This is a genomic window from Xenorhabdus sp. PB62.4, from assembly GCF_014467285.1.
In the GTDB taxonomy this organism is placed as follows: Bacteria; Pseudomonadota; Gammaproteobacteria; order Enterobacterales; family Enterobacteriaceae; genus Xenorhabdus.
Map to the genome: position 1 here is coordinate 16051 of NZ_NKHR01000015.1, position 25784 is coordinate 41834.

General features: G+C 43.2%; 18 protein-coding genes and 1 pseudogene. 12 read left to right on the forward strand and 7 right to left on the reverse strand.

Annotated features, from left to right (window positions below; translation table 11 throughout):
- The first annotated feature begins 170 nt into the window (after positions 1-170).
- The 5 genes and pseudogenes from Xenpb_RS12810 to tnpA form a co-directional block, all read left to right on the forward strand.
- The gene (locus tag Xenpb_RS12810; RefSeq protein WP_187654684.1) at positions 171-440 is read left to right on the forward strand and encodes a YihD family protein; all 270 of its coding nucleotides are present in this window, start codon (positions 171-173) and stop codon (positions 438-440) included.
- A 37-nt stretch (positions 441-477) separates the two neighbouring features.
- Complete coding sequence (locus Xenpb_RS12815; protein WP_099114128.1) at positions 478-1467, forward strand: serine/threonine protein kinase; 990 nt, start codon at positions 478-480, stop codon at positions 1465-1467.
- Between the two features lie 17 nt (positions 1468-1484).
- Entirely contained in the window at positions 1485-2108 is a 624-nt protein-coding gene (gene dsbA, locus Xenpb_RS12820; RefSeq protein WP_187654685.1) for a thiol:disulfide interchange protein DsbA, read from the forward strand.
- Positions 2109-2504: 396 nt separating this feature from the next.
- Positions 2505-5327: a DNA polymerase I gene (gene polA / locus Xenpb_RS12825; RefSeq protein WP_187654686.1), complete on the forward strand. Its 2823-nt coding sequence runs from the start codon at positions 2505-2507 to the stop codon at positions 5325-5327.
- Positions 5328-5440: 113 nt separating this feature from the next.
- Positions 5441-5695: pseudogene (tnpA, locus tag Xenpb_RS12830) on the forward strand (IS200/IS605 family transposase); the annotation flags it as partial.
- A 526-nt stretch (positions 5696-6221) separates the two neighbouring features.
- On the opposite strand, the gene yihA reads toward tnpA, so the two are convergent.
- Together yihA and Xenpb_RS12840 are read right to left on the reverse strand one after the other, a co-directional pair.
- Complete coding sequence (yihA, locus tag Xenpb_RS12835) at positions 6222-6845, reverse strand: ribosome biogenesis GTP-binding protein YihA/YsxC (protein WP_187654745.1); 624 nt, start codon at positions 6843-6845, stop codon at positions 6222-6224.
- Between the two features lie 102 nt (positions 6846-6947).
- The gene (locus tag Xenpb_RS12840) at positions 6948-7841 is read right to left on the reverse strand and encodes a LysR family transcriptional regulator (RefSeq protein ID WP_187654687.1); all 894 of its coding nucleotides are present in this window, start codon (positions 7839-7841) and stop codon (positions 6948-6950) included.
- A 189-nt stretch (positions 7842-8030) separates the two neighbouring features.
- Here Xenpb_RS12840 and Xenpb_RS12845 point away from each other — a divergent pair, with 189 nt between their 5' ends.
- The 4 genes from Xenpb_RS12845 (at position 8031) to Xenpb_RS12860 (ending at position 12043) form a co-directional block, all read left to right on the forward strand.
- Positions 8031-8990, forward strand: coding sequence for an AEC family transporter (locus Xenpb_RS12845; protein WP_187654688.1), 960 nt, complete (start codon positions 8031-8033; stop codon positions 8988-8990).
- A 284-nt stretch (positions 8991-9274) separates the two neighbouring features.
- The gene (gene ppiA / locus Xenpb_RS12850) at positions 9275-9841 is read left to right on the forward strand and encodes a peptidylprolyl isomerase A (RefSeq protein WP_187654689.1); all 567 of its coding nucleotides are present in this window, start codon (positions 9275-9277) and stop codon (positions 9839-9841) included.
- A 289-nt stretch (positions 9842-10130) separates the two neighbouring features.
- A complete protein-coding gene (locus Xenpb_RS12855) occupies positions 10131-10706 on the forward strand; it encodes an aminodeoxychorismate synthase component II (RefSeq protein WP_099114132.1) in 576 nt (191 codons plus the stop codon).
- Positions 10707-10825: 119 nt separating this feature from the next.
- Positions 10826-12043 carry an aspartate aminotransferase family protein gene (locus Xenpb_RS12860; protein WP_187654690.1) on the forward strand — a complete coding sequence of 406 codons (1218 nt, stop codon included), beginning with the start codon at positions 10826-10828 and terminating at the stop codon, positions 12041-12043.
- A gap of 81 nt (positions 12044-12124) precedes the next feature.
- Here Xenpb_RS12860 and crp read toward each other — a convergent pair whose 3' ends face one another.
- From crp to Xenpb_RS12875, 3 genes are all read right to left on the reverse strand, one after another.
- Positions 12125-12757, reverse strand: coding sequence for a cAMP-activated global transcriptional regulator CRP (gene crp, locus Xenpb_RS12865; protein WP_004240730.1), 633 nt, complete (start codon positions 12755-12757; stop codon positions 12125-12127).
- A 492-nt stretch (positions 12758-13249) separates the two neighbouring features.
- A complete protein-coding gene (locus Xenpb_RS12870) occupies positions 13250-14119 on the reverse strand; it encodes a phosphoribulokinase (RefSeq protein ID WP_099114134.1) in 870 nt (289 codons plus the stop codon).
- 78 nt (positions 14120-14197) lie between these two features.
- Positions 14198-14416, reverse strand: coding sequence for a YheU family protein (locus Xenpb_RS12875; RefSeq protein WP_047964418.1), 219 nt, complete (start codon positions 14414-14416; stop codon positions 14198-14200).
- 137 nt (positions 14417-14553) lie between these two features.
- Here Xenpb_RS12875 and Xenpb_RS12880 point away from each other — a divergent pair, with 137 nt between their 5' ends.
- Complete coding sequence (locus tag Xenpb_RS12880; protein ID WP_187654691.1) at positions 14554-15159, forward strand: LysE family translocator; 606 nt, start codon at positions 14554-14556, stop codon at positions 15157-15159.
- Positions 15160-15175: 16 nt separating this feature from the next.
- Here the strand turns inward: Xenpb_RS12880 and murP are convergent, their stop codons facing one another.
- Entirely contained in the window at positions 15176-16627 is a 1452-nt protein-coding gene (murP, locus tag Xenpb_RS12885) for a PTS N-acetylmuramic acid transporter subunit IIBC (protein ID WP_187654692.1), read from the reverse strand.
- A 26-nt stretch (positions 16628-16653) separates the two neighbouring features.
- A complete protein-coding gene (murQ, locus tag Xenpb_RS12890) occupies positions 16654-17565 on the reverse strand; it encodes an N-acetylmuramic acid 6-phosphate etherase (protein WP_187654746.1) in 912 nt (303 codons plus the stop codon).
- Positions 17566-18073: 508 nt separating this feature from the next.
- Here murQ and Xenpb_RS12895 point away from each other — a divergent pair.
- Together Xenpb_RS12895 and Xenpb_RS12900 are read left to right on the forward strand one after the other, a co-directional pair.
- A complete protein-coding gene (locus tag Xenpb_RS12895; protein ID WP_222942970.1) occupies positions 18074-21544 on the forward strand; it encodes an inverse autotransporter beta domain-containing protein in 3471 nt (1156 codons plus the stop codon).
- A 445-nt stretch (positions 21545-21989) separates the two neighbouring features.
- Entirely contained in the window at positions 21990-25490 is a 3501-nt protein-coding gene (locus Xenpb_RS12900; RefSeq protein WP_187654694.1) for an inverse autotransporter beta domain-containing protein, read from the forward strand.
- Positions 25491-25784 lie beyond the last annotated feature (294 nt).

Sequence of the window (25784 nt, forward strand, 5' to 3'; positions counted from 1 at the left end):
CTGATATTGGGCAATGAAATATTGAGTGTTCGGGTATATATAACCATTGAGAATCAATATCTAACGATGCTGCTTTGGTGGCAGTATAACTTTACGCTGGTTGACAGACCAATTCTTTCTCAGAACGATTATCCCTGCTAATTTGTATAGTTATTTATAAGGAACTAAAAATGAAGTATCACCGCCTCAATGAAGTTATCGAACTTTTACATCCAGTATGGAAGAATGAGCCGGATTTAAGTTTGGCGGCGCTTTTGCAAAAGCTGGCTGATGAAGCAGGGTTCACAGGACAGTTGTCTGAATTAACCGATGATATTCTGATTTATCACCTGAAAATGCGCGGTACGGGTAGTCAGGCAGAAATTCCCGGGTTGAAAAAAGATTATGAAGAAGATTTTAAGACCGCTTTATTACGTGCTCGTGGTGTTATTAAAAATTGATGGTGTTATTAAAGATTGATAAAGAGAGAACTGTGTTGTGACAGAATCGAAGGCTTTTAATTTTCAGAATATAACGCCAGATTTAATCATGGATGCGTTGACGCAGTCTGGTTTGTATCTTGATTCCGGATTAACTGAACTGAATAGTTACGAAAATCGTGTTTATCAGTTCATGGATGAGGATCGCAAACGTTATGTGGTGAAATTTTATCGCCCACTGCGCTGGAGCCAGCAGCAAATTCAAGAGGAGCATGATCTTGCGCATGAATTGCAGCAGGCAAATTTACCGGTTGCGGCTCCCCTGATGTTTGATGGGCAGACGGTGTTGAATTATGGCGGGTTCTTTTTTGCTATTTTCCCGAGCGTAGGGGGACGCCAGTACGAATCAGATAATTTTGACCAGTTGGAAGATGTCGGGCGTTTACTGGGAAGAGTACACCAAATTGGCCGTCAAAAAACGTTTTCGGCTCGTCCTACAATTAATCTTGATGAATATTTGTATCAGCCGTATCAATATTTGGCTGAATGTGAGCTTCTGCCTGCCGGACATAAGAAAGGTTTTTTGGCGGCACTGGATGAATTAAACAATACAGTTGTACATCAATGGAATGATAACTGGCAGGCATTACGGCTGCATGGTGATTGCCATGCTGGTAATATCTTGTGGCGTGATGAGGCATGGTTTGTGGATCTTGATGATGCCCGCAATGGCCCTGCTATTCAGGATTTGTGGATGCTACTCAATGGCTCAAGGCAGGAGCGATTGATTCAGTTGGATATTTTGCTTGAATCATATAGTCAGTTTACGGATTTTGACCCAAAAACATTGGCTTTGATAGAACCACTGCGGGCAATGCGAATGGTCTATTATTTGGCTTGGGTTGCTCGTCGCTGGCAAGATCCCGCTTTTCCCAAAGCATTTCCGTGGATGGCTGATAGTGATTTCTGGCATAAGCAAATGAATCTTTTTTCTGAACAAACCCGGCTGTTACAGGAACCACCTTTACAGCTCAACCCGATGTATTAATTTTTCTGGAGACCATTATGAAGAAATTTTGGCTAGCACTGGTGGGAGCGTTTATGGCATTTAATGCTTCTGCTTCCGGTTTTTCTGAAGGCAAACAGTATACGGAATTAAAAAATCCGGTTGCAAATCAGCCGCAGGTTTTGGAATTCTTCTCTTTTTATTGCCCTCACTGTTATCAGTTTGAAAACATTTATCATGTTCCTTCTACTGTTGAGAAAAACCTGCCAGCGGGGGTGACGCATGAACGTTATCATGTCGATTTTCTGGGGCCTCTGGGGAAAGATCTGACGGATGCCTGGGCGGTTGCGATCGTCATGAAGGTTGAAGATAAAGTCACTCCAATTCTGTTTGAGGGTATTCAGAAAACCCAGTCCATCAATAGCAAAGAAGATATCCGCAATGCCTTTATCAAGGCTGGTGTGTCTGGTGAAGAATATGATGCGGCATTGAACAGCTTTATCGTGCAATCTGTAGCTGCTAAAGAGCGTCAGGCAGCCAAAGATCTTGAATTGCGTGGTGTTCCGGCAGTTTTTGTCAATGGCAAGTACCTGATTAACAATGGCGGCATTGAATCGCGTTCGGAGCTGGACTACGGTAAGAAGTTCTCTGATGTAGTGAATTATCTGGTGACAAAAAAATAAGCCACAATGCAATAAGAATGCTGGTATTAATATAAAATAATACAAGTATTGTGTCAGCTAAGATAAAACTGGCACAATACTTGCTGAAAGTTCCCTTTCATAACATAAACTCCGGTAATATCCACAAGTCAGTGATTTTTAAGTAGTTGTAATATTTTTTTCACATTCACCGTAATTCATTGATTTTTACCTTCTGTTCTTCATTCTTTACAGTGATAAACATAAATCTGGTTTATGTGCCATTTTTTTGTGCACAAAGTTATCCACAGAGAACTCATCAGAATATTTGTCAGAAAATGCAGGTTAGCACGAGAAAATTCTCGCAAAATTCGTCTATATCGGCACAGTATGGCATTCTATTCTTTATTCATCCCACAGAACGACGAAGAAAATTTTATGGCACAGATAGCAGACAATCCCCTGATTTTGGTTGATGGTTCTTCATACCTTTATCGTGCATACCATGCGTTTCCTCCACTGGCAAACAGTGTAGGGGAACCAACGGGCGCCATGTATGGCGTGCTGAACATGCTGCGCAGTTTGATTATGCAGTATAAATCCAGTCATGTGGCGGTCGTGTTTGATGCCAAAGGCAAAACGTTCCGTGATGAGTTATTTGCTGAATATAAATCCCACCGTCCACCAATGCCGGATGATTTGCGGGCGCAGATTGAGCCATTACACAAAATGGTTAAAGCAATGGGACTGCCAATTCTGGTTGTACCGGGCGTTGAGGCTGATGATGTTATCGGTACATTGGCGTTGCAGGCTGAAAAAGAAGGTCGCTCTGTCCTGATCAGTACCGGCGATAAGGATATGGCTCAGTTGGTGACGCCGAATATCACGCTGATTAATACCATGACCAACACTATTCTGGGGCCGGAAGAGGTAGTGGAAAAGTATGGTATTCCACCTGAACTGATCATCGATTTCCTCGCCCTGATGGGGGACTCTTCCGATAATATTCCTGGTGTACCGGGGGTCGGTGAAAAAACGGCTTTGGGACTGTTGCAGGGCATTGGTGGATTGAATGAGATTTACGCCAGACTTGATGAAATTGCCACACTCAGTTTCCGCGGCGCTAAAACGCTGGGCGGGAAAATGGAGCAGCATAAAGAGGTAGCTTACCTTTCCTATCAATTGGCAACGATTAAAACGGATGTGGAATTAGATAAAACCTGTCTGGAACTTTCTGTTGCGCCGCCGGATGCGGATGAGTTATTGGCACTATTCAGACATTATGAGTTTAAACGCTGGATCAGTGACGTACAGAATGGCAGTTGGTTGGAAGGTAACGGGCAGAAACCTGCCGTTGTGGGTTCGAAGGCTGAAGCTGCGGCAGCCGCGCCAAGTGCCGTCAAAATTTCACCGGAAAGCTATCAGACCATTCTTGATCGCCAATCCCTTGATGAATGGATTGAGAAACTGAAACAGGCTCCGGCATTCTCTTTTGATACTGAAACTGATGGCCTTGATACCCTGACCGCCAATCTGGTGGGAATGTCTTTTGCCATTTCGTTAGGTGGGTTAGCGTTAAGTGGATCAACGTTAGGTGAATCAGAGGTTGAAGCCGCTTATCTGCCGCTGGGCCATGATTATCTGGATGCTCCCCAACAACTGGATCTGGATGAAGTTCTCACAGCATTAAAACCGCTGTTGGAAGATGCAAGCCTGCCTAAAATAGGCCAAAACCTGAAATTTGATCGTGGCGTTTTGGCACGTTATGACATTACTCTGAACGGTATTGTTTTTGACACCATGCTGGAGTCGTATGTTCTGAACAGCGTAGGGGGCAGACATGACATGGATAGTCTCGCGGAGCGTCATCTGGGCTATAAGACCACGACATTCGAAGAAATTGCGGGTAAAGGTAAAAAACAGCTAACGTTCAACCAAATTCCGTTGGAAGAAGCATCAAAATACGCGGCAGAAGATGCGGACGTGACTTTACGGTTACATCAGGTGATGTATCCACAATTAGAGAGCGTGGAAACACTGAAAAAAGTTTTCCAGGACATTGAAATGCCATTAGTGCCTGTGCTTTCCCGTATGGAGCGGACAGGGGTATTGATTGATGCTCAAACGTTGGCAGAACATTCTCTGGAAATCGCTGCACGTTTAGATGAGTTGGAAAAATCAGCTTATACATTGGCGGGTGAAGAATTCAATTTGGCTTCACCTAAACAGTTACAAGTCATTTTGTTTGAAAAGATGGACTTGCCTGTCTTGAAAAAGACCCCGAATGGGGCGCCATCAACAAACGAGGAAGTACTGGAAGAGTTGGCGGAGCACCATGAATTGCCGAGGGTGATTCTGGAGCATCGTGGTTTGGCGAAACTGAAATCCACTTATACGGATAAACTGCCCCAAATGGTTAATCCGCTGACAAATCGTGTCCACACTTCGTACCATCAGGCGGTAACGGCGACAGGGCGTCTTTCTTCCCGTGATCCAAACCTGCAAAACATTCCTGTGCGTAATGATGAAGGTCGACGCATCCGCCAGGCATTTATTGCGCCAGAAGGTTACCGCATTATGGCGGCGGACTATTCACAGATCGAGTTGCGGATTATGGCGCATTTGTCACAAGACAAAGGCTTGCTGAAGGCGTTTGCACAAGGTAAGGATATCCACAGTGCGACCGCTGCGGAGGTGTTTGGCGTGCCGTTGGAGCAGGTGACCAGCGAGCAACGTCGCAGTGCGAAGGCGATTAACTTTGGTTTGATCTATGGCATGAGTGCGTTTGGTTTATCCCGCCAGTTAGGTATTCCACGTGGCGAAGCACAACGTTATATGGATCTCTATTTTGAACGCTATCCGGGTGTGCTGTCTTATATGGAGCGCACGCGTCAGCAAGCCGCTGAACGTGGGTTTGTTGAAACACTGGAAGGGCGTCGATTGTACCTGCCAGATATTAAATCGCGTAATGCCATGCGCCGTAAAGCGTCAGAGCGTGAAGCCATCAATGCGCCTATGCAGGGTACAGCAGCGGATATCATCAAATTGGCGATGATTGCCGTGGATAATTGGATTGTCAGCGAGCAGCCAAATGTACGGATGATCATGCAGGTTCACGATGAACTGGTGTTTGAAGTGCATGAGTCTGAACTGGAGGCAGCGGAGGAAGCAATCAGAAAGTTGATGGAACAAAGTATGCAGCTTGGTGTTCCATTAAAAGTGGATGTCGGGATTGGTGATAATTGGGATCAGGCGCACTAATCACTCAGATTTTCAATTTATTGATTTTTTAAGAACCGCAAAGATGCGGTTCTTTTTTATTTATGGCTTTAGCCAGTTTAAGATGCGTTAGCGTCTTAAACATAAAACCACCCGCTATCCCCCCAAAAATAAGTGTTTCAAATTTTATGGGGTACTTAAAAGGCAAAAGTTCACTGATGATATTTGATAAGCACGCGAACTTAAAATATAAGTTTGGCAATAGAAAGTTTTGGGCGGAAGGATACTATGCCAGTACGGTAGGGTTGAATGAAGCCACAATCCGCAAATATATCAGAGAGCAAGAGAAGTCGGACTTAATGCAGGACAAATTAAGTACACGAGAGTCTGAAGACCCCTTCAAGGGGTAAGCCAAAGCAGCAAAGACACTTAGCTTGAACGCAGAGAAAGCAGCGTCATTTAGGCGCAGTCGGTAATATGCCCTTATAGGGCTAGAGCAAACCACCCGCTATGCGGGTGGTTATGATTGAGTGATTTTTATGAAAGCACCGTTGATTTTATAAACAAGGAATACCCGGATCACACCGTGAGAAGGCTTGTGACAACAATTTAGGTTAGGTTTGAGATTAGATCTAGATCTCACAATTATGTAATTAAAATACATAAATGATGGCGTTATAACCTGATTTGATTAAATAATAGAAGCTGAATCGAGGCATTTTATGAAAATTAATTACAAAAAAGTCTTTTTTTGATTAGAGGAATAGGGTAAAGTTGTCGGCGTAGGGTACAGAGGTAAGATGTTCTATCTTTCAGACCTTTTACTTCACGTAATCGGATTTAGCTGAATATTAGCTGCCCCAGTCATCTTTTTTGACTGGGGCGTTTTTTTATGTCCGGTTTATACAGGCGAGAATGTGGTGAATGCAGCGGATGTTATTCCGCTTCAATGGCAGGTTGATTGAACCAAAGATCAAGTTTTTGTTCGAGTTTATCGATACCGAACTTTTTCAGAGCAGAGAAGTATTCGACCTGAACATCACCATCCAGAGAAGTCAGTTCCTGACGGACTTTCGCCAGTTGGCTTTTACGGGCACCGGATGCCAGTTTATCGGCCTTAGTCAGCAATACCATGACAGGAACCTGCATCACGACAGCCCATTCGATCATCTGCATATCCAGATCTTTCAGCGGGTGACGGATATCCATCAACACGACCAGCCCTAACAGGCATTCACGTTTCTGGAGATATTCTCCCAAGGCTTTCTGCCACTTGCGCTTCATTTCTTCTGGCACTTCAGCGTAACCATAGCCCGGCAAATCCACCAGACGGATACCGTCTTCCACTTCGAATAAGTTGATCAACTGAGTACGGCCGGGGGTTTTACTCGTGCGCGCAAGGCTTTTCTGGCGGGTCAGTGCATTCAGGGCACTGGATTTACCCGCATTTGACCTACCGGCAAACGCGACCTCAATGCCCACATCTTGAGGCAGGTGGCGAATGTCAGGTGCACTCGTGACAAAGTGGGTCATGTGATAGTTGTAGCTTTTGATGGTCAAAATGGTCATCTCCCTGAGGAATACACGAAAATAGCGCGGTGATTATACCGAGAGCTGCTGCTTGTGGACAGGCGTAACTTTATTTTGACATTTTTACCGCTATTATTCTGATAATGAACAGCGCAGATAATCAGCAAAAAGCGTGTGTAAATTGCCCTGTGCTGCAACATGCAAAACAAGCTGAATAGCTGGAACGCAGGGCACGCCATGTTGGGTTGATAATACATACAGGCCATCGGTTAATGCTCTGCGTGGCAATAGCCCAACCCCTAGCCCGTGTTCTACTGCATTCCTTATGTTTTCAAATGAGGAACTGACATATGCAAAGAAATACGGTTTATTTATATGCTCCAATGTTTTTATAGCATATTTGCGAATAACGCAGCCCTCGGGAAAAATAACCAGAGGAATTTCCTGGAGCTCATTGAAATATACAGCTTTTGAAGCAACCCAGTGCAATGAATCAATGAGCAGAATGCTTTTATTATTGGCGTTGGTTGGCTGCCCTGCTATTTCTTTCGTAATGGCCATATCTAGTTGCCGTTTTTCCAATAAAGCAGAAAGTACAGGCGATGACCCTGTGGTGATCTCTATTTTTAATTCGGGTTGTTCAGCCAAACACCAAGAAATCACTTTGTGCAGGTTTGCAATGCTGAAATCGTCAGGTACACCGAGTGCAATTTTGCCTCTTAACTGGAATTTTTTCACTGATTGTAGTGCTTGGGTCATACGAGAAAGAATATCCTTTGCCGCAGGTAAAAGCTGCTTTCCCTCATCCGTTAACCCAATAACATAGCCCTGACGCCGATCGATTAAACGACAGCCAATATCTTCTTCAAGCCGTTTAATGCTGAGACTAAGTGTAGATTGTGTACGCCCCAATTCTTCGCCAGCTTTAGCAAAACCGCCATGTATAGCAACAAACACAAAGGCACGCAGTTGTTCAAGTGTTATACCGCGCCCATCAAAACGATCAGTACGAATATCCAGCTTCATAGAGTTGCTCTTGTTACCATTATTGATAAATTCAATGATAAGAAAAAAATTATTTATTTAACAATACTGCATGATTGTTGCAACATGACCAAAAAGTTAGCCAATATTTATTTTAAATAGCTAGACAAAATCTAATACACCAGGGAATTTCCGAAACGTTATATAAAAATTCATGTGGAATCACCTCAAATGCTTATGATAGTCGCACCAATATTTCTGGTTATATTTATCGGGTATTGTTTTGGGCGCTTGCGTCCTGATAGTGGGCTTTCTGATAAATTAATCAATGATTATGTGCTTTATATCGCACTCCCTGCTCTATTGTTCCTTGCCATTGCCCGTGCAGATATTAGTGAGCTGCAACAATGGGGATTTATAGCGGCAAGTCTTGCTGGTATCGGTGCTGCGTATGTTTTAGGAATGCTGGTGGCAAAAATCATGGGGGTTAGTTTGCCGCAATCGTCGATCTTAAGCATGGGTGCGTGTTACGGCACAACCGGATATATGGGTGTTCCAATCCTGATTTCTGTCTACGGTGAATCCGCTGCACTTCCTGCTGCTATCGCTACGATTTTGCATAATATCCCTGCTATTATGGCAGTCATCATTACTTACGATATTTTTTCTGCACGTCAATCGGGCAGCAAAATATCTATTAGCCAAAGCCTCGTTGGTGCACTAAAGACAACATTGAGCAACCCCCTGACACTTTCAGTTATTGCGGGATTGATCTTCGTTTGCTTTGGTATTCCTGTTCCAAAATTCTTGCAATCATTTGCGGAGTTTTTAGGTAATGCCGCAGGCCCAACGGCATTATTTGCTTTAGGGTTGGGGTTATCCCGGCTTAAAGTCAAAGAGCATATCAACAGCGGTGCGTTAAAATTAGCTGTGCCGATGTTGTGCCTTAAACTAGGCATACAGCCACTGATTACATTTATCTGTGCTTACTATCTATTTGGTATGCAGCAGGCAGATAATATCTGGCTGATTGCCGCGATTGTCATGGCTGCACAGCCTATCGGGGCGGGAGTTTATGTTTTTGCCAATAAATATGGTTTCAAACAGGAAGTTATTTCCCTTTCCATTATCATCTCTCTACTTATTGCACTAGTGACAATACCAACCATTTTGCAATGGCTTCCTGCCTAAACCTGGATGGAAATTTCAGTTCCCATCCCCGCCACTCATTAAGTGAATCAATGTGATTTGATGCCCTTTAGCCCGGAAAACGCCTCAATATAGAGGTTATTCTTAAATTAACTCTCGCGCAAATATGCGAATATAAGAGCCGAATAGATAGATTTTCCCCCTATTTCCCTAAAATACTCGTAAATGTAGGTAAATCTTTGGAACTTAGTGCTATTGGGAATTACACTTAATAAGTTTTGTTGTTATGAATTTTATTGTTGACCTCAAAAATAAAGGAACCATCAATGTTTAAACGTATTTTTGTGTCGCTTATGACTGCATGTGCTATCAGTGCAGTGGCTGTTCCAGCATTGGCTGCCGAAACTCACGTGAAGCTGGTAACATCAGCCGGAGAAATCGAAATTGAGTTGGATAGCAACAAGGCGCCAATGACCACCAAGAATTTTGTTGAGTATGTCAATGAGGGATTTTATAACAACACTATTTTTCATCGTGTTATTCCCGGTTTTATGATTCAGGGTGGGGGCTTCACAAAAGATATGAAGCAAAAAACCACCAGAGCGCCAATTAAGAATGAAGCAGATAATGGTTTGCGTAACCTGCGTGGCACTATCGCCATGGCACGTACCGCAGATAAAGACAGTGCGACCAGCCAGTTTTTCATTAACGTGACTGATAATGCTTTCCTTGACCATGGTCAGCGTGATTTTGGTTATGCCGTCTTTGGTAAAGTCGTAAAAGGTATGGATGTCGTGGATAAAATTTCTCAGGTCAAAACAGAAAATGTTGGGCCTTACCAAAACGTACCTGTGAAACCTATTGTGATTTTGTCAGCCAAGGTTGAGTCTTAATCGTTTTAGCAAGAGATAATTCGGTATTCGGGTGATCATTATTGATTGTTTGAATACCGTTCGTATTCTCTCCCATCTCCTTTCTCCACCGTTGTACACTATAGTAGTATAAGTAACGTAGCTGGTTAGGGATTCTCTGTGCCACTATTTTAAAAATCCTTCTGTGGTATGATGACTCCCCCGTTGCCGTTGATACTGCTTTACCTGATTTTACCGTAATACAGAATGTATAATGCCCCAATGGGGTAGGGCAACTTATAAGACTATAAAATCAGTAGGATATACTCCTATGTTATTAATAATAGATAATTACGATTCTTTTACATTCAATTTATATCAATATTTTTGTGAATTAGGGACAGAGGTTTTAGTTAAGCGTAATGATGAGTTACAGCTTGAAGATATTGAAAAATTAGCACCTACACATTTAGTGATTTCTCCCGGGCCTTGTACGCCAAATGAAGCAGGGATTTCTCTGGAAGCAATTTCACATTTTGCCGGGAAACTGCCTATCTTGGGCGTGTGTTTGGGGCATCAGGCGATAGGTCAGGCTTTTGGTGCCAGCGTTGTCAAAGCCCGTGAAGTGATGCATGGAAAAACTTGCTTGCTCCACCATTGTCAGCAAGGGGTATTTAAGGGATTGGATCATCCACTGACCGTCACACGCTATCACTCGTTGGTTATTGCTGCTGAAACTCTTCCTGCATCATTTGAAGTGACAGCATGGAGTCAGCGCAATGGCGATGTGGATGAAATTATGGGAATACGTCATCGTACTTTGCCACTGGAAGGGGTGCAATTTCACCCGGAAAGTATTCTTAGTGAGCAGGGGCATGAGTTATTGAATAATTTTCTTAAGTATTAGTCAGGTATTATCGGTCATCCCTCACTCGTTTTTTTATTTGCCTCTAATTGATTTTTTATTCATATTTAGTGATTATTATTTCACTTCGGTGTGGCAAATAGAAAAATAAGGTGGGGGAAATGCTAGAAAACACAGCAAATAGCCGGAATACTTATGATCAGGTTATGTTGCCAATTTATGCGCCAGCGGATTTTATTCCTGTCAAAGGGCAAGGTAGCCGGGTCTGGGATCAGCAGGGCAAAGAATATATCGATTTTGCCGGTGGTATCGCTGTTTTGGCTCTGGGGCACTGTCATCCGGCCTTGGTGGCGGCTCTGAAACAGCAAGGTGAAAAATTGTGGCATGTCAGCAATATTTTCACCAATGAACCCGCCTTAACTTTAGCGAAAAAGTTGATTGATGCAACGTTTGCACAGCGAGTATTTTTCGCTAACTCCGGAGCGGAAGCCAACGAAGCAGCATTTAAGCTGGCCCGTCGTTACGCGATTACCCGCCATCATCCCCATAAAACCAAAATTATTGCTTTTCATCATGCGTTTCACGGACGCACGTTTTTCACCGTTTCGGTGGGAGGACAGCCGAAATACGCCGAAGGATTCGGGCCTAAACCGGCCGATATAGTACACGTCCCTTTTAATGATCTGGATGCTGTCAGAGCGGTAATCGATGATGACACCTGTGCTGTTGTTCTGGAGCCGATTCAGGGAGAAGGCGGTGTTACGCCTGCAACGACAGCGTTTCTTCATGGTGTGCGGAAGTTATGTGATAAGCATCAGGCGCTTCTGATTTTTGATGAAGTCCAGAGTGGAATGGGGCGTACAGGCAAGTTGTATGCTTATCAGCATTACGGCGTCCAACCGGATATTCTGACGACGGCAAAAGCATTGGGAGGAGGCTTTCCGATTAGTGCGATGCTAACGACAGATACGATTGCGACGGCGATGGAAACAGGCGCGCATGGAACAACTTATGGAGGAAATCCGTTGGCTTGCTCTATCGGTTGTGCCGCTTTGGATATCATCAACACACCAGAAGTACTGGCGGGAGTGGAAAAACGCCACGATATGATCATTCATGCACTGGAAAAGATAAATCAAAAATATGGCATCTTCCATGAATTCCGTGGAAAAGGGTTGCTTATTGGCGCTGTATTGAAAGTGGAATATCAAGGCAAGGCCAGAGAAATATTGCACCAAGTGGCAGAGCACGGATTGATGCTATTGAGTGCCGGAGACAGTATCTTACGCTTTACGCCATCATTAATTATTGCTGAGGATGAGATAACAGAAGGTATAGCGCGGTTGGATATGGCAATATCGCGATGGTTAAATCAATAAAATAACGGCCGGGAAAAGCAACAAAAAAAGCCAGTGCGGATGTAATAAATTGCACTGGCTGAATTTCAGGGTTGTCGGGAACTAACGTGTTCCATAAACAACAATGGTTTTACCATGTGCGGAGATCAGGTTTTGATCTTCCAGCATCTTAAGAATGCGACCAACTGTTTCACGGGAGCAACCCACAATCTGCCCAATTTCCTGACGGGTAATTTTGATTTGCATACCATCAGGGTGAGTCATGGCATCAGGCTGTTTAGCCAGATTGAGCAGCGTCTGGGCGATACGGCCTGTAACGTCCAAAAAGGCCAGATTACCTACTTTTTCGGAAGTTGTTTGTAGACGACTTGCCATCTGAGCAGATAAACGCATCAGAATGTCAGGATTAACCTGAATTAACTGGCGAAATTTCTTGTAGGAAATTTCAGCCACTTCACAGGCGCTTTTGGCTCGCACCCATGCAGTACGTTCTTGCCCCTCTTCAAATAATCCAAGTTCACCAATGAAATCCCCTTGATTTAAATAAGAGAGGATCATTTCTTTACCTTCTTCATCTTTTATTAGAACAGCAACCGAACCTTTAACAATGTAGTAAAGCGTTTCTGCTTTCTCACCTTGATGAATAAGCGTGCTCTTGGATGGATATTTGTGAATATGGCAGTGTGACAAAAACCATTCAAGAGTAGGGTCTGTTTGTGGCTTGCCGAGAACCATTCGCTTTATCCTCTGTTGTTATTTCTGCCTTTATGATGTGAGAAACAGATGGTTTCTCTTCAGGCTAGCTTTATAAAGTCAATAGCTTAACATATTAACTTGCTGAAAAACTGACAAGCAGGAATTTTATATGGATTATAAGAATACCAAAGTGATGGCATATTGATCTCACCCCATATAACTTGCCAATCTCGCTTGTAACCTTGTTTGTAACACAGGAAAACGTTTCTGTCTTCCCCTGTATCGCTTCAGCATATTAAACTGGTTGCCAGATTACCAGAAATCTGTTTAGAGAGGTTATTTTATTGACAATGTATTTATTAATTCTGGACAGCGTTTCCGTTATGATGAGCTTTATGTAGCTTCACTGTTCTGGCTAAAACTGATTTTTATCAGCCACTTTATTATTGTAAGAACGACTTATTTATTTAAATAAAACAGGCAACATTATTTTTTGTTGCCTGCTTTATTTAAAATAAAAAGCAGTTTATGTCATGAAATTTTTTGGCCTTCCAGTAATTGCTTAACGATTGGCGCCATAATTAACTCCATCGCCAGTCCCATTTTTCCACCCGGAACAACAATGGTATTTATACTGGAAATAAATGAACCCTGAAGCATCGCCAGTAAATATGGAAAATCAATTTGAGTCAGGCCACGGAAACGAATCACGATAAAACTTTCGTCCAGTGACGGAATAGCCTTGGCAGAGAAGGGGTTAGATGTATCAACCGTGGGAACGCGCTGGAAATTTATGTGAGTGCGTGAAAACTGGGGGGTGATATAGCGGATATAGTCATCCATTGAGCGGACAACGGAATCCATAACGGCTTCTCTGGAGTGCCCGCGTTCGCTGGTGTCACGGATGAGTTTCTGTATCCATTCAAGGTTAACGATAGGCACAACACCAATCAGCAGGTCAACATGGCTGGCGACATTGTGTTGTGGCGTGACAACACCGCCATGCAGACCTTCATAAAACAGGATATCTGTATTTGATGGCAGGGGTTCCCACGGTGTGAAAGTGCCTGGTACTTGGTTATAGGGTACGGCTTCATCGTAGGTATGGAGGTATTTTCGACAGCGCCCGCTGCCTGTTTCCCCATAATCAGAAAATGTTTTTTCCAGCATGCTGAAATCATTGGCTTCTGGCCCAAAGTAACTGATATGCCTGCCCTGTTCTCTCGCTTTGCGGATCTCAGCATCCATTTCAGGACGAGTGTAACGATGGAAACTATCCCCTTCAATGGTTGCGGCAGTCGCGCCAATTTGCTGGAAAATCTTGCGAAACGCCACACTGGTGGTCGTTGTTCCGGCTCCACTGGAGCCAGTAATTGCAATGACAGGATGTTTGGCAGACATGAACAGACTCCTTATCAATAAAAATTGAGTTATCTTTATTTTAATCAGACGGTTAGAGTGAATAAAACAAGTCAGGCTTTATGGGCGGAACATCTCTTTGGGCATGATATTGACGGTTTCATGTAACTCAGACCATACCAGCAGAACCTCACCTCGTTCAAGCTGGCGTTTAACATCCTGTACTTTTTGTTCAAGTGTTTTTTCTTGTTCGCCGTAATCTGTGCCTTCCCGCAAGACAAAACTTTCTATCAGGTTAAGTAGTGTTTCAGTTTCCAGTTGTTGCCACGGAATTATCATTGTGAATGTTCCTGATGATGTTGTAATGGTTAGTCATAATGAATTGATTTCATGATTAGTCATCTTGTGTGTGGAATAACATACTGTTATTTTTCTTGAAAGGAAATGTTGACCATTTGGGTGAGGGGAAACTACCCATGACTGTAAGCCTGATCTTATCTCTCAGTACGTTTATGTTTATTTCCGCAGTGACGCCGGGTCCAAACAATATGTTGTTGACATCATCGGGCGCCAATTTCGGTATTCGTCGCTCCATTCCGCTTTGCTTGGGTATTGTTTTGGGGATGCAGACAATTCTGTTGCTGTCCGCTTTTGGTGTCGCTGCGTTGTTACTGATTTATCCTGCCATACATATCGGCCTGAAAGTGCTCGGTAGCCTGTATTTACTCTGGTTAGCCTGGAAAACAGCGACTTCGCATTATAAGCGCTTGGATACCTCAATGCCGTCAATGCCACCTATCAAAATTTATCAGGGGTGGCTGTTGCAGTTCCTGAATCCCAAAACATGGTTGATGGGATTGGGAGCGGTCAGTAGCTACAGTCTGGCAGGAGAACAATATGGCTACTCCATTTTAACCATTAGCATAGTGATGTTATTTTCCAGCATTACCGCAGGTGCAATCTGGCTTATGCTCGGTTCACTGATTGGCCGATTGCTGCAAAGCCGCCACTCGTGGTTTATGTTCAATATTGCAATGGGCATTCTGGCCGCCGCTTGTGTGCCTTTAATATGGTTAAATTAAGGCGGGTTTGGCTGAATCAGTCCAGATCGATATTTTTGCTCCCGAAGAATATCGTCAGCATAAAGCCAGCGATATAAGCGACAATCAGCCCTGCACCATATATTGCCATCCCGGTAAATATACCGCTGTTGGATGTCATTAAGGGCAGGGCGACCAGCCCGGAAGGGCCGAAAACACTATTTAACCCGACAGGCCAGCCCCACCAGGCAATCAGACCGATAAAAAATCCCCCTGCCGCACCACCGAGGCAAGCGGTGACAAAAGGCTTTACGCGGGGGAGGGTGACACCATAGATCAAGGGTTCCCCAATCCCCAGAAAGCCCGGAATGATGGCACCTTTAATTTGAGTGCGAAGTAATGAGCCTTTTTTGGCTTTCACATATAACGCCAGCGCAGAACCTACCTGACCGGCTCCGGCCATTGCCAGAATGGGAAACAGAGAGTTGAATCCTTGCGCATCCATCAAAGCAAAATAGACAGGAACGAAGCCCTGATGCACGCCAAACATGACCGCGATTAAGAACAAGCCCGCCAGAACAGCCGTACCGAATGGGTTGCCATTCAAATTCATAAACAGCCATGACATCGCAGTAAACAAGTAACTGCCGACGGGCATAATAATGATAAAGGCAACGGCTCCCATGATAAGCAGGGTGATAGCGGAAGTCAGGATCATATCCAGATCAGATGGCATGATTCTGCGGATCTGTTTTTCTACCCAAGCACCGAGAATACAGGCGATCAGCACGCCAATGATATTGCCCCGGGGATCGATGGAAAAGCCAAAGAAGTTGTTGATACCAGAATAGAAACCGCTGGTGGCTTCGGCGTTATAGCCCAGTACAAACAGGGATGCGATGATGGCACCGTTAACGCCTGAGCCGCCAAAGGCTTTTTGTGCATTGTAGCCAATCAGGATGCTCAGAAAACTGAACATGCCTTTGCTGAAGATTTTCATATAGCCGACCATTTCCACCAATATGGTGTTGGGATTTTCGGCTCCTTTGATAAAAACTTGCTCCAACAAGGTAGCAAAACCTAATAACAGACCAACGGCGATAAACCCGGGGATTAAGGGAGTAAAGATGGTGGCGAATTTAGCCAGAAATTTATGAACTGAGCTGGTTTGCTTTTCTTTAAGGTGTTTCTTGTTGGAAAGGGCTATCTCTTTTAATGTGTCAGAATGTAGTCCTGAATGGCTGAGATGATGTGATTCACTTAATAAAGTATTCATCATGTCCGCCGCTGTCTGGGCCTTACCGGGGCCAAGGACAATCTGGAGTTGATCATCACTTTCTATAACACCCAATACCCCGATAATACTTTTTAACTTGGTCTTATCAGCAAGTGAGTCATCGTGCAGAGTCAGCCTCAGGCGTGTCATGCAATTCCCGCAGTGAGCAACATTACCTGCTCCGCCAATGGCGTGAAGTATTTCGACCAGTATGTCCTGATTAATTTTAGCCATTTAGAACCCCTTAAGAGAGGTAATGATTATCGGTCTTTCGTGATAGCGATAGCTGGCCGGATAAATCCTTGGTGCTCTGCCAATAACACTTTGGCTTCTTCGGCACTGGCACCCGATAAAATCATCACAATTGCGGTCTTGCAGTGACCATCACAGGCATTCAGGGCATGTTCTGCTATTTCCCTGCTGCACTCAGTGGCTGCCATGACAATATTTTTCTGACGTTCGATTAATTTGGCATTGGTGGCTTCCACATCGACCATCAAATTTCCATATACTTTGCCAATGCGGATCATGGCACCTGTCGTAATCATATTCAGTACGAGTTTTTGTGCCGTACCTGCTTTCATACGGGAAGAACCTGTCACCACTTCCGGCCCTACGACAGGTGTGATAGCAATATCAGCCAATTGCACCATTGGGCTGTCTGGATTGCAACTGATGCAGGCTACGGTGGCACCGACCGATTTGGCATATTCCATTGCGCCTAATACATAAGGCGTCCGACCGCTGGCAGCGATCCCCACCAGTACATCTCTCTGATTAAATTGTAGTGCCTTAAGATCATCTGTGCCTAATTGACGATTATCTTCGGCATTTTCTACCGCCTTTAGAATGGCCTGATGCCCACCAGCAATTAACCCGACTACTTGTTCTGGTTTTGTGCCATAAGTTGGGGGGCATTCACTGGCATCCAAAATACCTAAACGCCCGGATGTTCCCGCTCCGCTATAGATTAAGCGTCCACCCTGGCGAAAGGCTTCGGCGACTTTATCAACGACACCGGCAATTTGGGGCAGGGTTTTCTCAACGGCGATAGCGACTTTTTTATCTTCATCGTTGATAACGCGCAGCATATTGAGCGTCGATAACTGATCAATACAGGTACTGGCGGGATTGCGACTTTCAGTCACCATTTTGCTCAAGTCAATTTTCATCATTTTTCTGCCGTTATGCCATGAGAAGTCGGGAAGTGATTTGATATCTATTGGGAACGATTGCGTATAAACGCTAGGCTATCGTACTAACAATTTGAGATAAAATATAGACGCTATTTATTCAGCAGCATGAAAGGCATGCAGTAATTACTGCTAAGTTTCTATCTATAAATCTATCTATAAATCTATCTATAAATAATGACCAATAAAATATATTAAGAATAATAAGATTACTTTTGGTTATCAGGCAATAATAATTTTTCATTACGCATAATGATAAAACTTTTCCTAATGTATGTTAAGTGCATAGAAATATTGTTTTTTTTAAGTTTATCTGACGTCTAATACTTAAAAGCTGCTCAATGGCTCATATTTTATGAGGTGTTTATATATGGACTCGTACATGAGTAATAAGTTCATTCGATTTGGGGTTTTTATATATTCTTTATTTTTACCCTTTATATCCGTGAGTGCTCTGGCTGTGGGTGAAAGCCAACCTGAGCATCAGATGAAAGAAAGATTTTTACCGAAAACAGAAAATGAAGAGAACAGAGATAATAAGGAAGATGTAAAAGCGGAGTTGATTGCCCAAGGCCTCCAAAAGGTTAGCGGCATGTTGTCATCCTCGCCATCGCAACTGACCGAACAGGCCAAATCTTACGCGCTGGGTAAATTAAATAGCACCGTCACCGGTGAGGCACAAAAATGGTTGTCTCAGTTTGGTACAGCAAAAATTAATCTTTCCATGGATAGAAAAGGCAAGCTGGATAATAGTTCATTAGATTTTTTGCTCCCGCTTTATGACAATAAAGCGGATTGGCTGTTTTTCTCTCAGGTTGGTTATCGGAATAAAGACAGCCGGAATACCATAAACTTCGGTCTGGGGGGGCGTTATTTCACTCCCGGTTGGATGTATGGTTTAAATACGTTCTACGATTATGACCTCACTGGTAAGAATAAACGCATGGGATTAGGAGGCGAAGCCTGGGCAGATTACGTCAAACTTTCTGCCAATACCTATTTGCGTTTGAGTGACTGGCATCAGTCTATGGAAGATAAAGATTTCGAAGAACGCCCTGCCAATGGCTTTGATCTCAATGGTGAGTTTTTCCTGCCTGCTTATCCCAATCTGGGGGGGAAATTGAGTTATGAGCAGTACTTTGGCGATAACGTTTCTCTGTTCAATCGCAGCACCAAGCAGAAAAACCCCAGCCTTGCCCGGTTCGGGTTGAGTTATACGCCTATCCCGCTGGTGACAATGGGCGTGGACTATAAACATGGCAGTGGCGGGCGCAGCGAAACCTTATTTCTGGCCAATCTGAACTACAGATTTGGTGTGCCTCTGGGGGTTCAGCTCTCGACAGATAGTGTTGCTTCTATGCGTACATTGGCCGGAAGCCGTTATGATCTGGTTGAAAGGAATAACAACATTGTCCTGGATTACAGGAAGAAGGCCATACTGGAAATGATGTTGCCTGATACCATCACCGGATACAGCGGTGAGAAAAGGCGAATAGCCGCAGATATCAGAGCGGATAAACCCATTAAAAAGGTAACCTGGTCAGCCGATGGGGCATTCAGTAATAATGGGGGCGGTATTTCTGAAAATGGTCAGACTATTGACCTCACTCTGCCGAATTATGATCCTAAAGGTACGAACAGTTACGAGATTTTTGCCGTTGCAGAGGATGAAACAGGTAAGCAGTTCGAGAGAAAAATACGCGTGATGGTTGAACCCATATCGGTGAAGACAAGCATTACCCCCAACCGCCCTGTCGGTGCTGATGGTTTGTCACCGTATACATTGACCGTCACCCTGAGTAGCGGAAAAGATAATCACCCACTCAGTAATACCGAATTTAAGGAGGCTCAATGGAGCTATGAATACCCGGGTATGCCGAAAGAAGGTGATAATGTGGCGATGCCCCAACTTGAATCGCAGACTAATATAACCAACCAGCAGGGCCAATTAATTGCAAAATTAATTTCCGCTGTAGAGGCGAAAGATATCAAGGTATATCTCGAAATTCCGGGATTATCTAAGATACTGGTAAATAAAACGGAGTCCATTAATTTTGGTCAACATTCATTCCAACTGACTCAAATGGGATCAGCACCCAATGGTCCTGTTCTCATTAGCGATTCAAAAAATCTAAACAATTCAAACAATGCTTACACCTTTAAAGCTGTGGTAGTCGATGCGTTTGGTGCTCCAATAAAGGGAAATCCAGGAAAAGGAAACGATGGCTTCAAGATTAAGTGGGTTACGGAGCCGAGCACTGATGTCATCATAGACAGTTCCTCTGTGGTGGATGAACAAGGGCAGCTTTTTGCCACAGTGAAGAGTACTAAAGCTCAGACTGTTAAGGTAGGCATTGCGATTAAAGCGAGTGATCCGACTCCGATGCCGGGTTCAGATAATAGCTCAGAAAATCACTCATATGATCCCCCTGTCTATTTTGCTCCTGTAGATTTTGTTGACGATAAGCAAAAACTGGGCGTTACATTTGATTTTGATCCGTCATCTACCTCACTCAAAGCAGATGGCAGCCAATACACGGTGACTGCGACAGTGACCGGTAAAGATGGAAAGCCTTATAAAGACCAAACTGTAGCCCCTGTCTGGAACATAATCTCACTTTCTGCTGCACCTGGTGCAACAATAACCGCAGCGGACAGTAAGACGGATAGTCAGGGAAAATTAAAGGCAGTATTGCGTAGTACGCAGGGAATTAAACATGCCAAAATAGGACTCACCCTCAATGGCGGAGTAGAAATACAATCTCAGCCTTTTGACTTTATTCCAGAGGATCCTTCTGATGCTGCAATTAAAGGTTCGGTGGAAGTATCGCCTGAGGGAGCACTGCCTGCGGATAGGAAGAGTAAAGCTACCTATAAAGCATTGATGATAGAAACTAAAACGGGGAATCCGATCAAAAACCAGACCTTTAAAGATGTTTCCTGGGAAGTGGTGCCTGATGGTAAGAAAGGCAAACCAGAGAGCTTAAGATTTATTGATGTGCAGAACACGACCGATGATCAGGGGTATTTAACCGCATCTTTGGTCAGTAGTGCGGGGCTTGACGGTGTGGTGGCACAAGTATCCGTTAATGTTAATAACAAGCCTCAGGCTGCGAAAGCTAAGCCAGTGAATTTCAATGCGGTGGAAAGGGAAACCGTGATAAGGACCGCTGATAAGTACAATAGTTTTTCTTTGGGAAGGCCCGTTACTGTCAGTGATCAGGTGAAATTTGTATTTGCTCATATAAATGACTCTCATGGGCTACAGATAAGTGAGCTTGATCCACAAACATTCGATGTTCAATATAATGTTCCGGCAGGCTCTTCTATTGAGGTAGATACCAGTGGAACGGAGAATGTCTTATGGTTCCCGCCTCAAAAATTCAAACCTGAGCCAGTAAAAGTCACCGCTGACGTTACTAATAAGACAACAGGAGAAAAGTATCTTTATTCATATCAGTTCAATCCGCTGAGATATGTTTTTGTTACAAAGAACACTATGACTGGTACGCTCGCTAATCCTCTGGGGGCTGGGGATGTTGTAAACACGGTATGTGAGAATCTTGAATCAAAAGAATCTTTGTCGGATATCAAAAATGTCAAATCCGTTACTATAGATATGTTGGGGCAATTCGTGAATGTAACTTCCGGAAATACTATCTCTAGTGACTATAAGGATCTCCGAAGTATTATTCCTCAAGATCAATATAAAGATCAATCTCAAGATCAATCTCAAGATCAATCTAAAGATCCCAGTATTCCTATTCAAGTAATTAGTGGTATTAATGGTGATATTATTTTGAGGGGAGGAAATTTCGTGCCTCGTTTATTCATGCTTCAATTCATACCGACTGGGGGGCCGGCGATCTATGGATGGGTTAATCAAATTCCAATTAAACCATATAAAGATAAACAGGGCAGAAAATTATTCTGTGTGCTCCCACAATCCTTAATCTAGCCGGGTGATTACTATATTTTGAAACAGGCTCATTGATGAGCCTGTTTTTTTATCATCTGGTAACAAAATTTTATTTTACGTTGGATTGGGAGGGCGCTATTTTTCGCCTGACAGGGAACCGTTATGAATTAGTTGAAAGAGATAATAACAAGATTTTGAATGACAGGAAAAAGTAGGGGTTGCAGGTCATCCTGCGGTTTTCAGGTGCAATAAAAATGCTTACCAGGATAGGCGTTAACAACTTAAGATAAAATATATTAAGAATAATAAGATTACTTTTGGTTATCAGGCAATAATAATTTTTCATTACGCATAATGATAAAATTTTTCCTAATGTATGTTAAGTGCATAGAAATATTATTTTTTTTAAGTTTATCTGACGTCTAATACTTAAATGCTGCTCAATGGCTCATATTTTATGAGGTGTTTATATATGGACTCGTACATGAGTAATAAGTTCACTCGTTTTTTGGTTTTTATATATTCTTTATTTTTACCCTTTATACCCATGGGTGCTCTGGCTGTGGGGGAAGATCAATCTGAGCATCAGGTAAAAGAGAGATCTTTACAGAAAACAGAAAATGAAGAGCACAGAGATAATAAGGAAGATGTGAAAGCGGAGTTGATCGCCAAAAACCTCCAAAGGGCTGGCGGTCTTTTGTCATCCTCGCCATCACAATTGACCGAACAGGCCAAATCTTACGCACTGGGTAAATTAAATAGCACCGCCACCGGTGAGGCACAAAAATGGCTGTCTCAGTTTGGTACAGCAAAAATTAATTTTTCCATGGATAGAAAAGGCAAGCTGGATAATAGCTCAATAGATTTTCTGCTTCCGCTTTATGACAATAAAGCGGATTGGCTGTTTTTCTCCCAGCTTGGCTATCGGAATAAAGACAGTCGGAATACTGTAAACTTCGGTCTGGGGGGGCGTTATTTCACCCCCGGTTGGATGTATGGTTTAAATACGTTCTACGATTATGATGTTACTGGTAAGAATAAACGCATGGGGTTAGGGGGTGAAGCCTGGGCAGATTACGTCAAACTTTCTGCCAATACCTATTTGCGTTTGAGTGACTGGCATCAGTCTATGGAAGATAAAGATTTCGAAGAACGCCCTGCCAATGGCTTTGATCTCAATGGTGAGTTTTTCCTGCCTGCTTATCCCAACCTGGGGGGGAAATTGGGTTATGAGCAGTATTTTGGCGATAACGTTTCTTTGTTCAATCGCAGCACCAAGCAGAAAAACCCTAGCCTTGCCCGGTTCGGATTGAGTTATACGCCTGTCCCGCTGGTGACAATGGGCGTGGACTATAAACATGGCAGTGGCGGGCATAGCGAAACCTTATTTCAGGCCAATCTGAACTACAGATTTGGTGTGCCTCTGGGGGTTCAGCTCTCGACAGATAACGTGGATTCTATGCGTACATTAGCCGGAAGCCGTTATGATCTGGTTGAAAGGAATAACAACATTGTCCTGGATTACAGGAAAAAAGCCATACTGGAAATGATGTTGCCTGATACCATCACCGGATACAGCGGCGAGAAAAGGCAAATAACCGCAGACATCAGAGCGGATAAACCCATTAAAAAGGTAATCTGGTCAGCCGATGGGGCATTTTATGAGAATAAGGGCGATCTTCCTTCCGGAAGTGGTCAGACTATTGACCTCACCTTGCCGAATTATAATCCGAAAGGCACAAACCGTTACGAGATTTTTGCCGTTGCGGAGGATGAAACAGGTAAGCAGTCCGGAAAGAAAACTATACGTGTGATGGTTGAACCCATATCGGTGAAGACAAGCGTTACTGCTAACCGTCCTGTCGGTGCTGATGGCCAGTCATCGTATACATTGACCGTCACCCTGAGTAGCGGAAAAGACAATCACCCACTCAGTAATACCGAATTCAGGGAGGCTAAATGGAGCTATGAATACCCGGATATGCCAAAAGAAGAAGATCTTACTGTCAAGGACCCCAACATTGAACCGCATTCTTATATAACCAATCCACAGGGGCAATTGATTGCAAAATTAACTTCCGCTCATAAGGCAAAAGATATCAAGGTATATCTCGAAATTCCGGGAGTACCTAAGATACTGGTAAATAAAACGGAACCCATTAGTTTTGGCCAATATACACTTCGCCTTACTCAGATGGAGTCTGCACCGAATGGCCCTGTTTTCATTAAAGGTTCAAGCAACCCAAACAATGCTCACACCTTCAGGGCTGTGGTAATAGATGAATTTGGTGCCCCGTTTGCTGGTAGCTTGGACCAAGATTCCTCTATTAAGTGGGTTACAGAGCCGAGCACCGATGTGATCATACAAGATTCCTCTGATGTAGCTAAACAACAAGGGCAAATTTTTGCCACAGTGCAGAGTACTAAAGCTCAGACCATTAAGGTAGGCATTGTGATAACCAATGTGGACACGTATGGAGCGAATGGTCAAGGGACGCTAAATCAACAACTCCTATCTGATGCACCTGTCTATTTTGGTAATCCCGTAGTTTTTGTTGATGATGAGCAAGAACCGGTCGTTACATTTGATTTTGATCCGTCATCTACCTCATTCAAAGCAGATGGCAGCCAATACACGGTGACTGCGACAGTGACCGGTAAAGATGGCAAGCCTTATAAAGGTCAAACCGTAGACCCTGTCTGGAACATAATCGCACTTCCTGCTGCACCTGGTGCAACAATAACCGCAGTGGATAGTAAGATGGATGGTCAGGGAAGATTAAAATTAAAGGCAGAATTGAGTAGTACGCAGGGAATTAAAAATGCCCAAGTAGGACTCACCCTCAATGGTGGGGTAATACAATCTCAGCCTTTTGACTTTATTACAGAGGAGCCTTCTAATGCTGTAATTAAAGGATTGGTAGAAGTATCGCCTGAGGGAGCACTGCCTGCGGATATAAAGAGTAAATTTGCCTATAAGGTATTGATGGTAGATTCGTTAACCGGGAATCCGATCAAAAACCAGACATTTAAAGATGTTTCCTGGGAAGTGGTGCATGATACACGCGACCAACCAGAGGGGTTAAAATTTATTGATGTGCAGAACACGACCGATGATCAGGGGTATTTAACCGCATCTTTGGTAAGTAGTGCGGGGCTTGACGGTGTGGAGGCACAGGTAACCGTTAAGTTTAATGGCAAGTCCCTGACTGCGAAAGCTAAAAAAGTGCATTTCAATGAGGTAGAAAGGGAAGCACATGTATCGGTTATTGACCCTAATACTCAAGCGACCTCTAACAGCCTCTCTTTTGGAAGACCTTATAATATCGCGGGGTTTGCGCAATATGCATTGACTTTTAGAGCCTACGGAATATACGGAGTGCAAGATACAGCGTCGTATAATAGTTATCATCCTGATAAATACGATGTTCAATATGATGTTCCGGCTGGCTCTTCTATTGAGGTGGGTACAATTGGAACGCAGAATGTCTTATGGTTCCCGCCTCAAAAATTCAAACCTGAGCCAGTAAAAGTTACCGCTAAGATCACGAATAAGAAAACAGGAGAAAAGTATATTTCTTCATATCAATTCAATCCTAAGAGATATATTTTAATTCCAGATCATGGGGTTGGAGACTATCAGGACCCCAGGGATAAAAACAATTCATGTGAAACTCTTGAACCAAGCAAAGCTTTTAATCTCAGTAAATTAAGATCAGTCTCTCCGGATATGCTGGGTTATTTTAATTCTAAACCTAACAAATATTCTGTTCAGCGTGATTATCCAGATAGTGGAAATCTTTTCCCACATGATGGTCACGGTAATTATTTTCAACTAATAGGAGAAGAGGGTGGTGAAAAAACAGTCTACATATATGTTGCTCATAGTACAGATTTTTTAGGACATGACTCTATCATGAAGAGGGAAAAGGACAATAAATATTCAAGTAGATTGATTTGTATACACCCACAATCCAGCATCTAACTGGATAATTATTACACTTCGAAACAGGCTCACTAATTGGGCCTGTTTTTTATCATCAGATAGCAAAAATTTACATTTTATTTGAATCCGACAAATATTGACGGGATCATTTCAATCAGCATCTTTCTTTTAAAATGGAATTGAATTATGTCAAGGTTTTTTCCTAATGAATGAAAATTGAATCTCTCACATTTTATCAGTTTTTCATTATGGAAGTTATAGAGGATAATTTTATGTTATCGATTGATAACTATTTTTCATGATAAGAGCTGAAATGTTTTCTAATATATGAAA

Coding starts and splice junctions, on each gene's coding strand:
- Xenpb_RS12900 (WP_187654694.1), top strand. CDS start 21,990: ATGAGTAATAAGTTCACTCGTTTTTTGGTTTTTATATATTCTTTATTT.
- Xenpb_RS12855 (WP_099114132.1), top strand. CDS start 10,131: ATGTTATTAATAATAGATAATTACGATTCTTTTACATTCAATTTATAT.
- murQ (WP_187654746.1), bottom strand. CDS start 17,565: ATGAAAATTGACTTGAGCAAAATGGTGACTGAAAGTCGCAATCCCGCC.
- Xenpb_RS12895 (WP_222942970.1), top strand. CDS start 18,074: ATGAAAGAAAGATTTTTACCGAAAACAGAAAATGAAGAGAACAGAGAT.
- Xenpb_RS12810 (WP_187654684.1), top strand. CDS start 171: ATGAAGTATCACCGCCTCAATGAAGTTATCGAACTTTTACATCCAGTA.
- dsbA (WP_187654685.1), top strand. CDS start 1,485: ATGAAGAAATTTTGGCTAGCACTGGTGGGAGCGTTTATGGCATTTAAT.
- Xenpb_RS12845 (WP_187654688.1), top strand. CDS start 8,031: ATGCTTATGATAGTCGCACCAATATTTCTGGTTATATTTATCGGGTAT.
- polA (WP_187654686.1), top strand. CDS start 2,505: ATGGCACAGATAGCAGACAATCCCCTGATTTTGGTTGATGGTTCTTCA.
- ppiA (WP_187654689.1), top strand. CDS start 9,275: ATGTTTAAACGTATTTTTGTGTCGCTTATGACTGCATGTGCTATCAGT.
- Xenpb_RS12870 (WP_099114134.1), bottom strand. CDS start 14,119: ATGTCTGCCAAACATCCTGTCATTGCAATTACTGGCTCCAGTGGAGCC.
- Xenpb_RS12840 (WP_187654687.1), bottom strand. CDS start 7,841: ATGAAGCTGGATATTCGTACTGATCGTTTTGATGGGCGCGGTATAACA.
- Xenpb_RS12860 (WP_187654690.1), top strand. CDS start 10,826: ATGCTAGAAAACACAGCAAATAGCCGGAATACTTATGATCAGGTTATG.
- Xenpb_RS12880 (WP_187654691.1), top strand. CDS start 14,554: ATGACTGTAAGCCTGATCTTATCTCTCAGTACGTTTATGTTTATTTCC.
- Xenpb_RS12875 (WP_047964418.1), bottom strand. CDS start 14,416: ATGATAATTCCGTGGCAACAACTGGAAACTGAAACACTACTTAACCTG.
- crp (WP_004240730.1), bottom strand. CDS start 12,757: ATGGTTCTCGGCAAGCCACAAACAGACCCTACTCTTGAATGGTTTTTG.
- murP (WP_187654692.1), bottom strand. CDS start 16,627: ATGGCTAAAATTAATCAGGACATACTGGTCGAAATACTTCACGCCATT.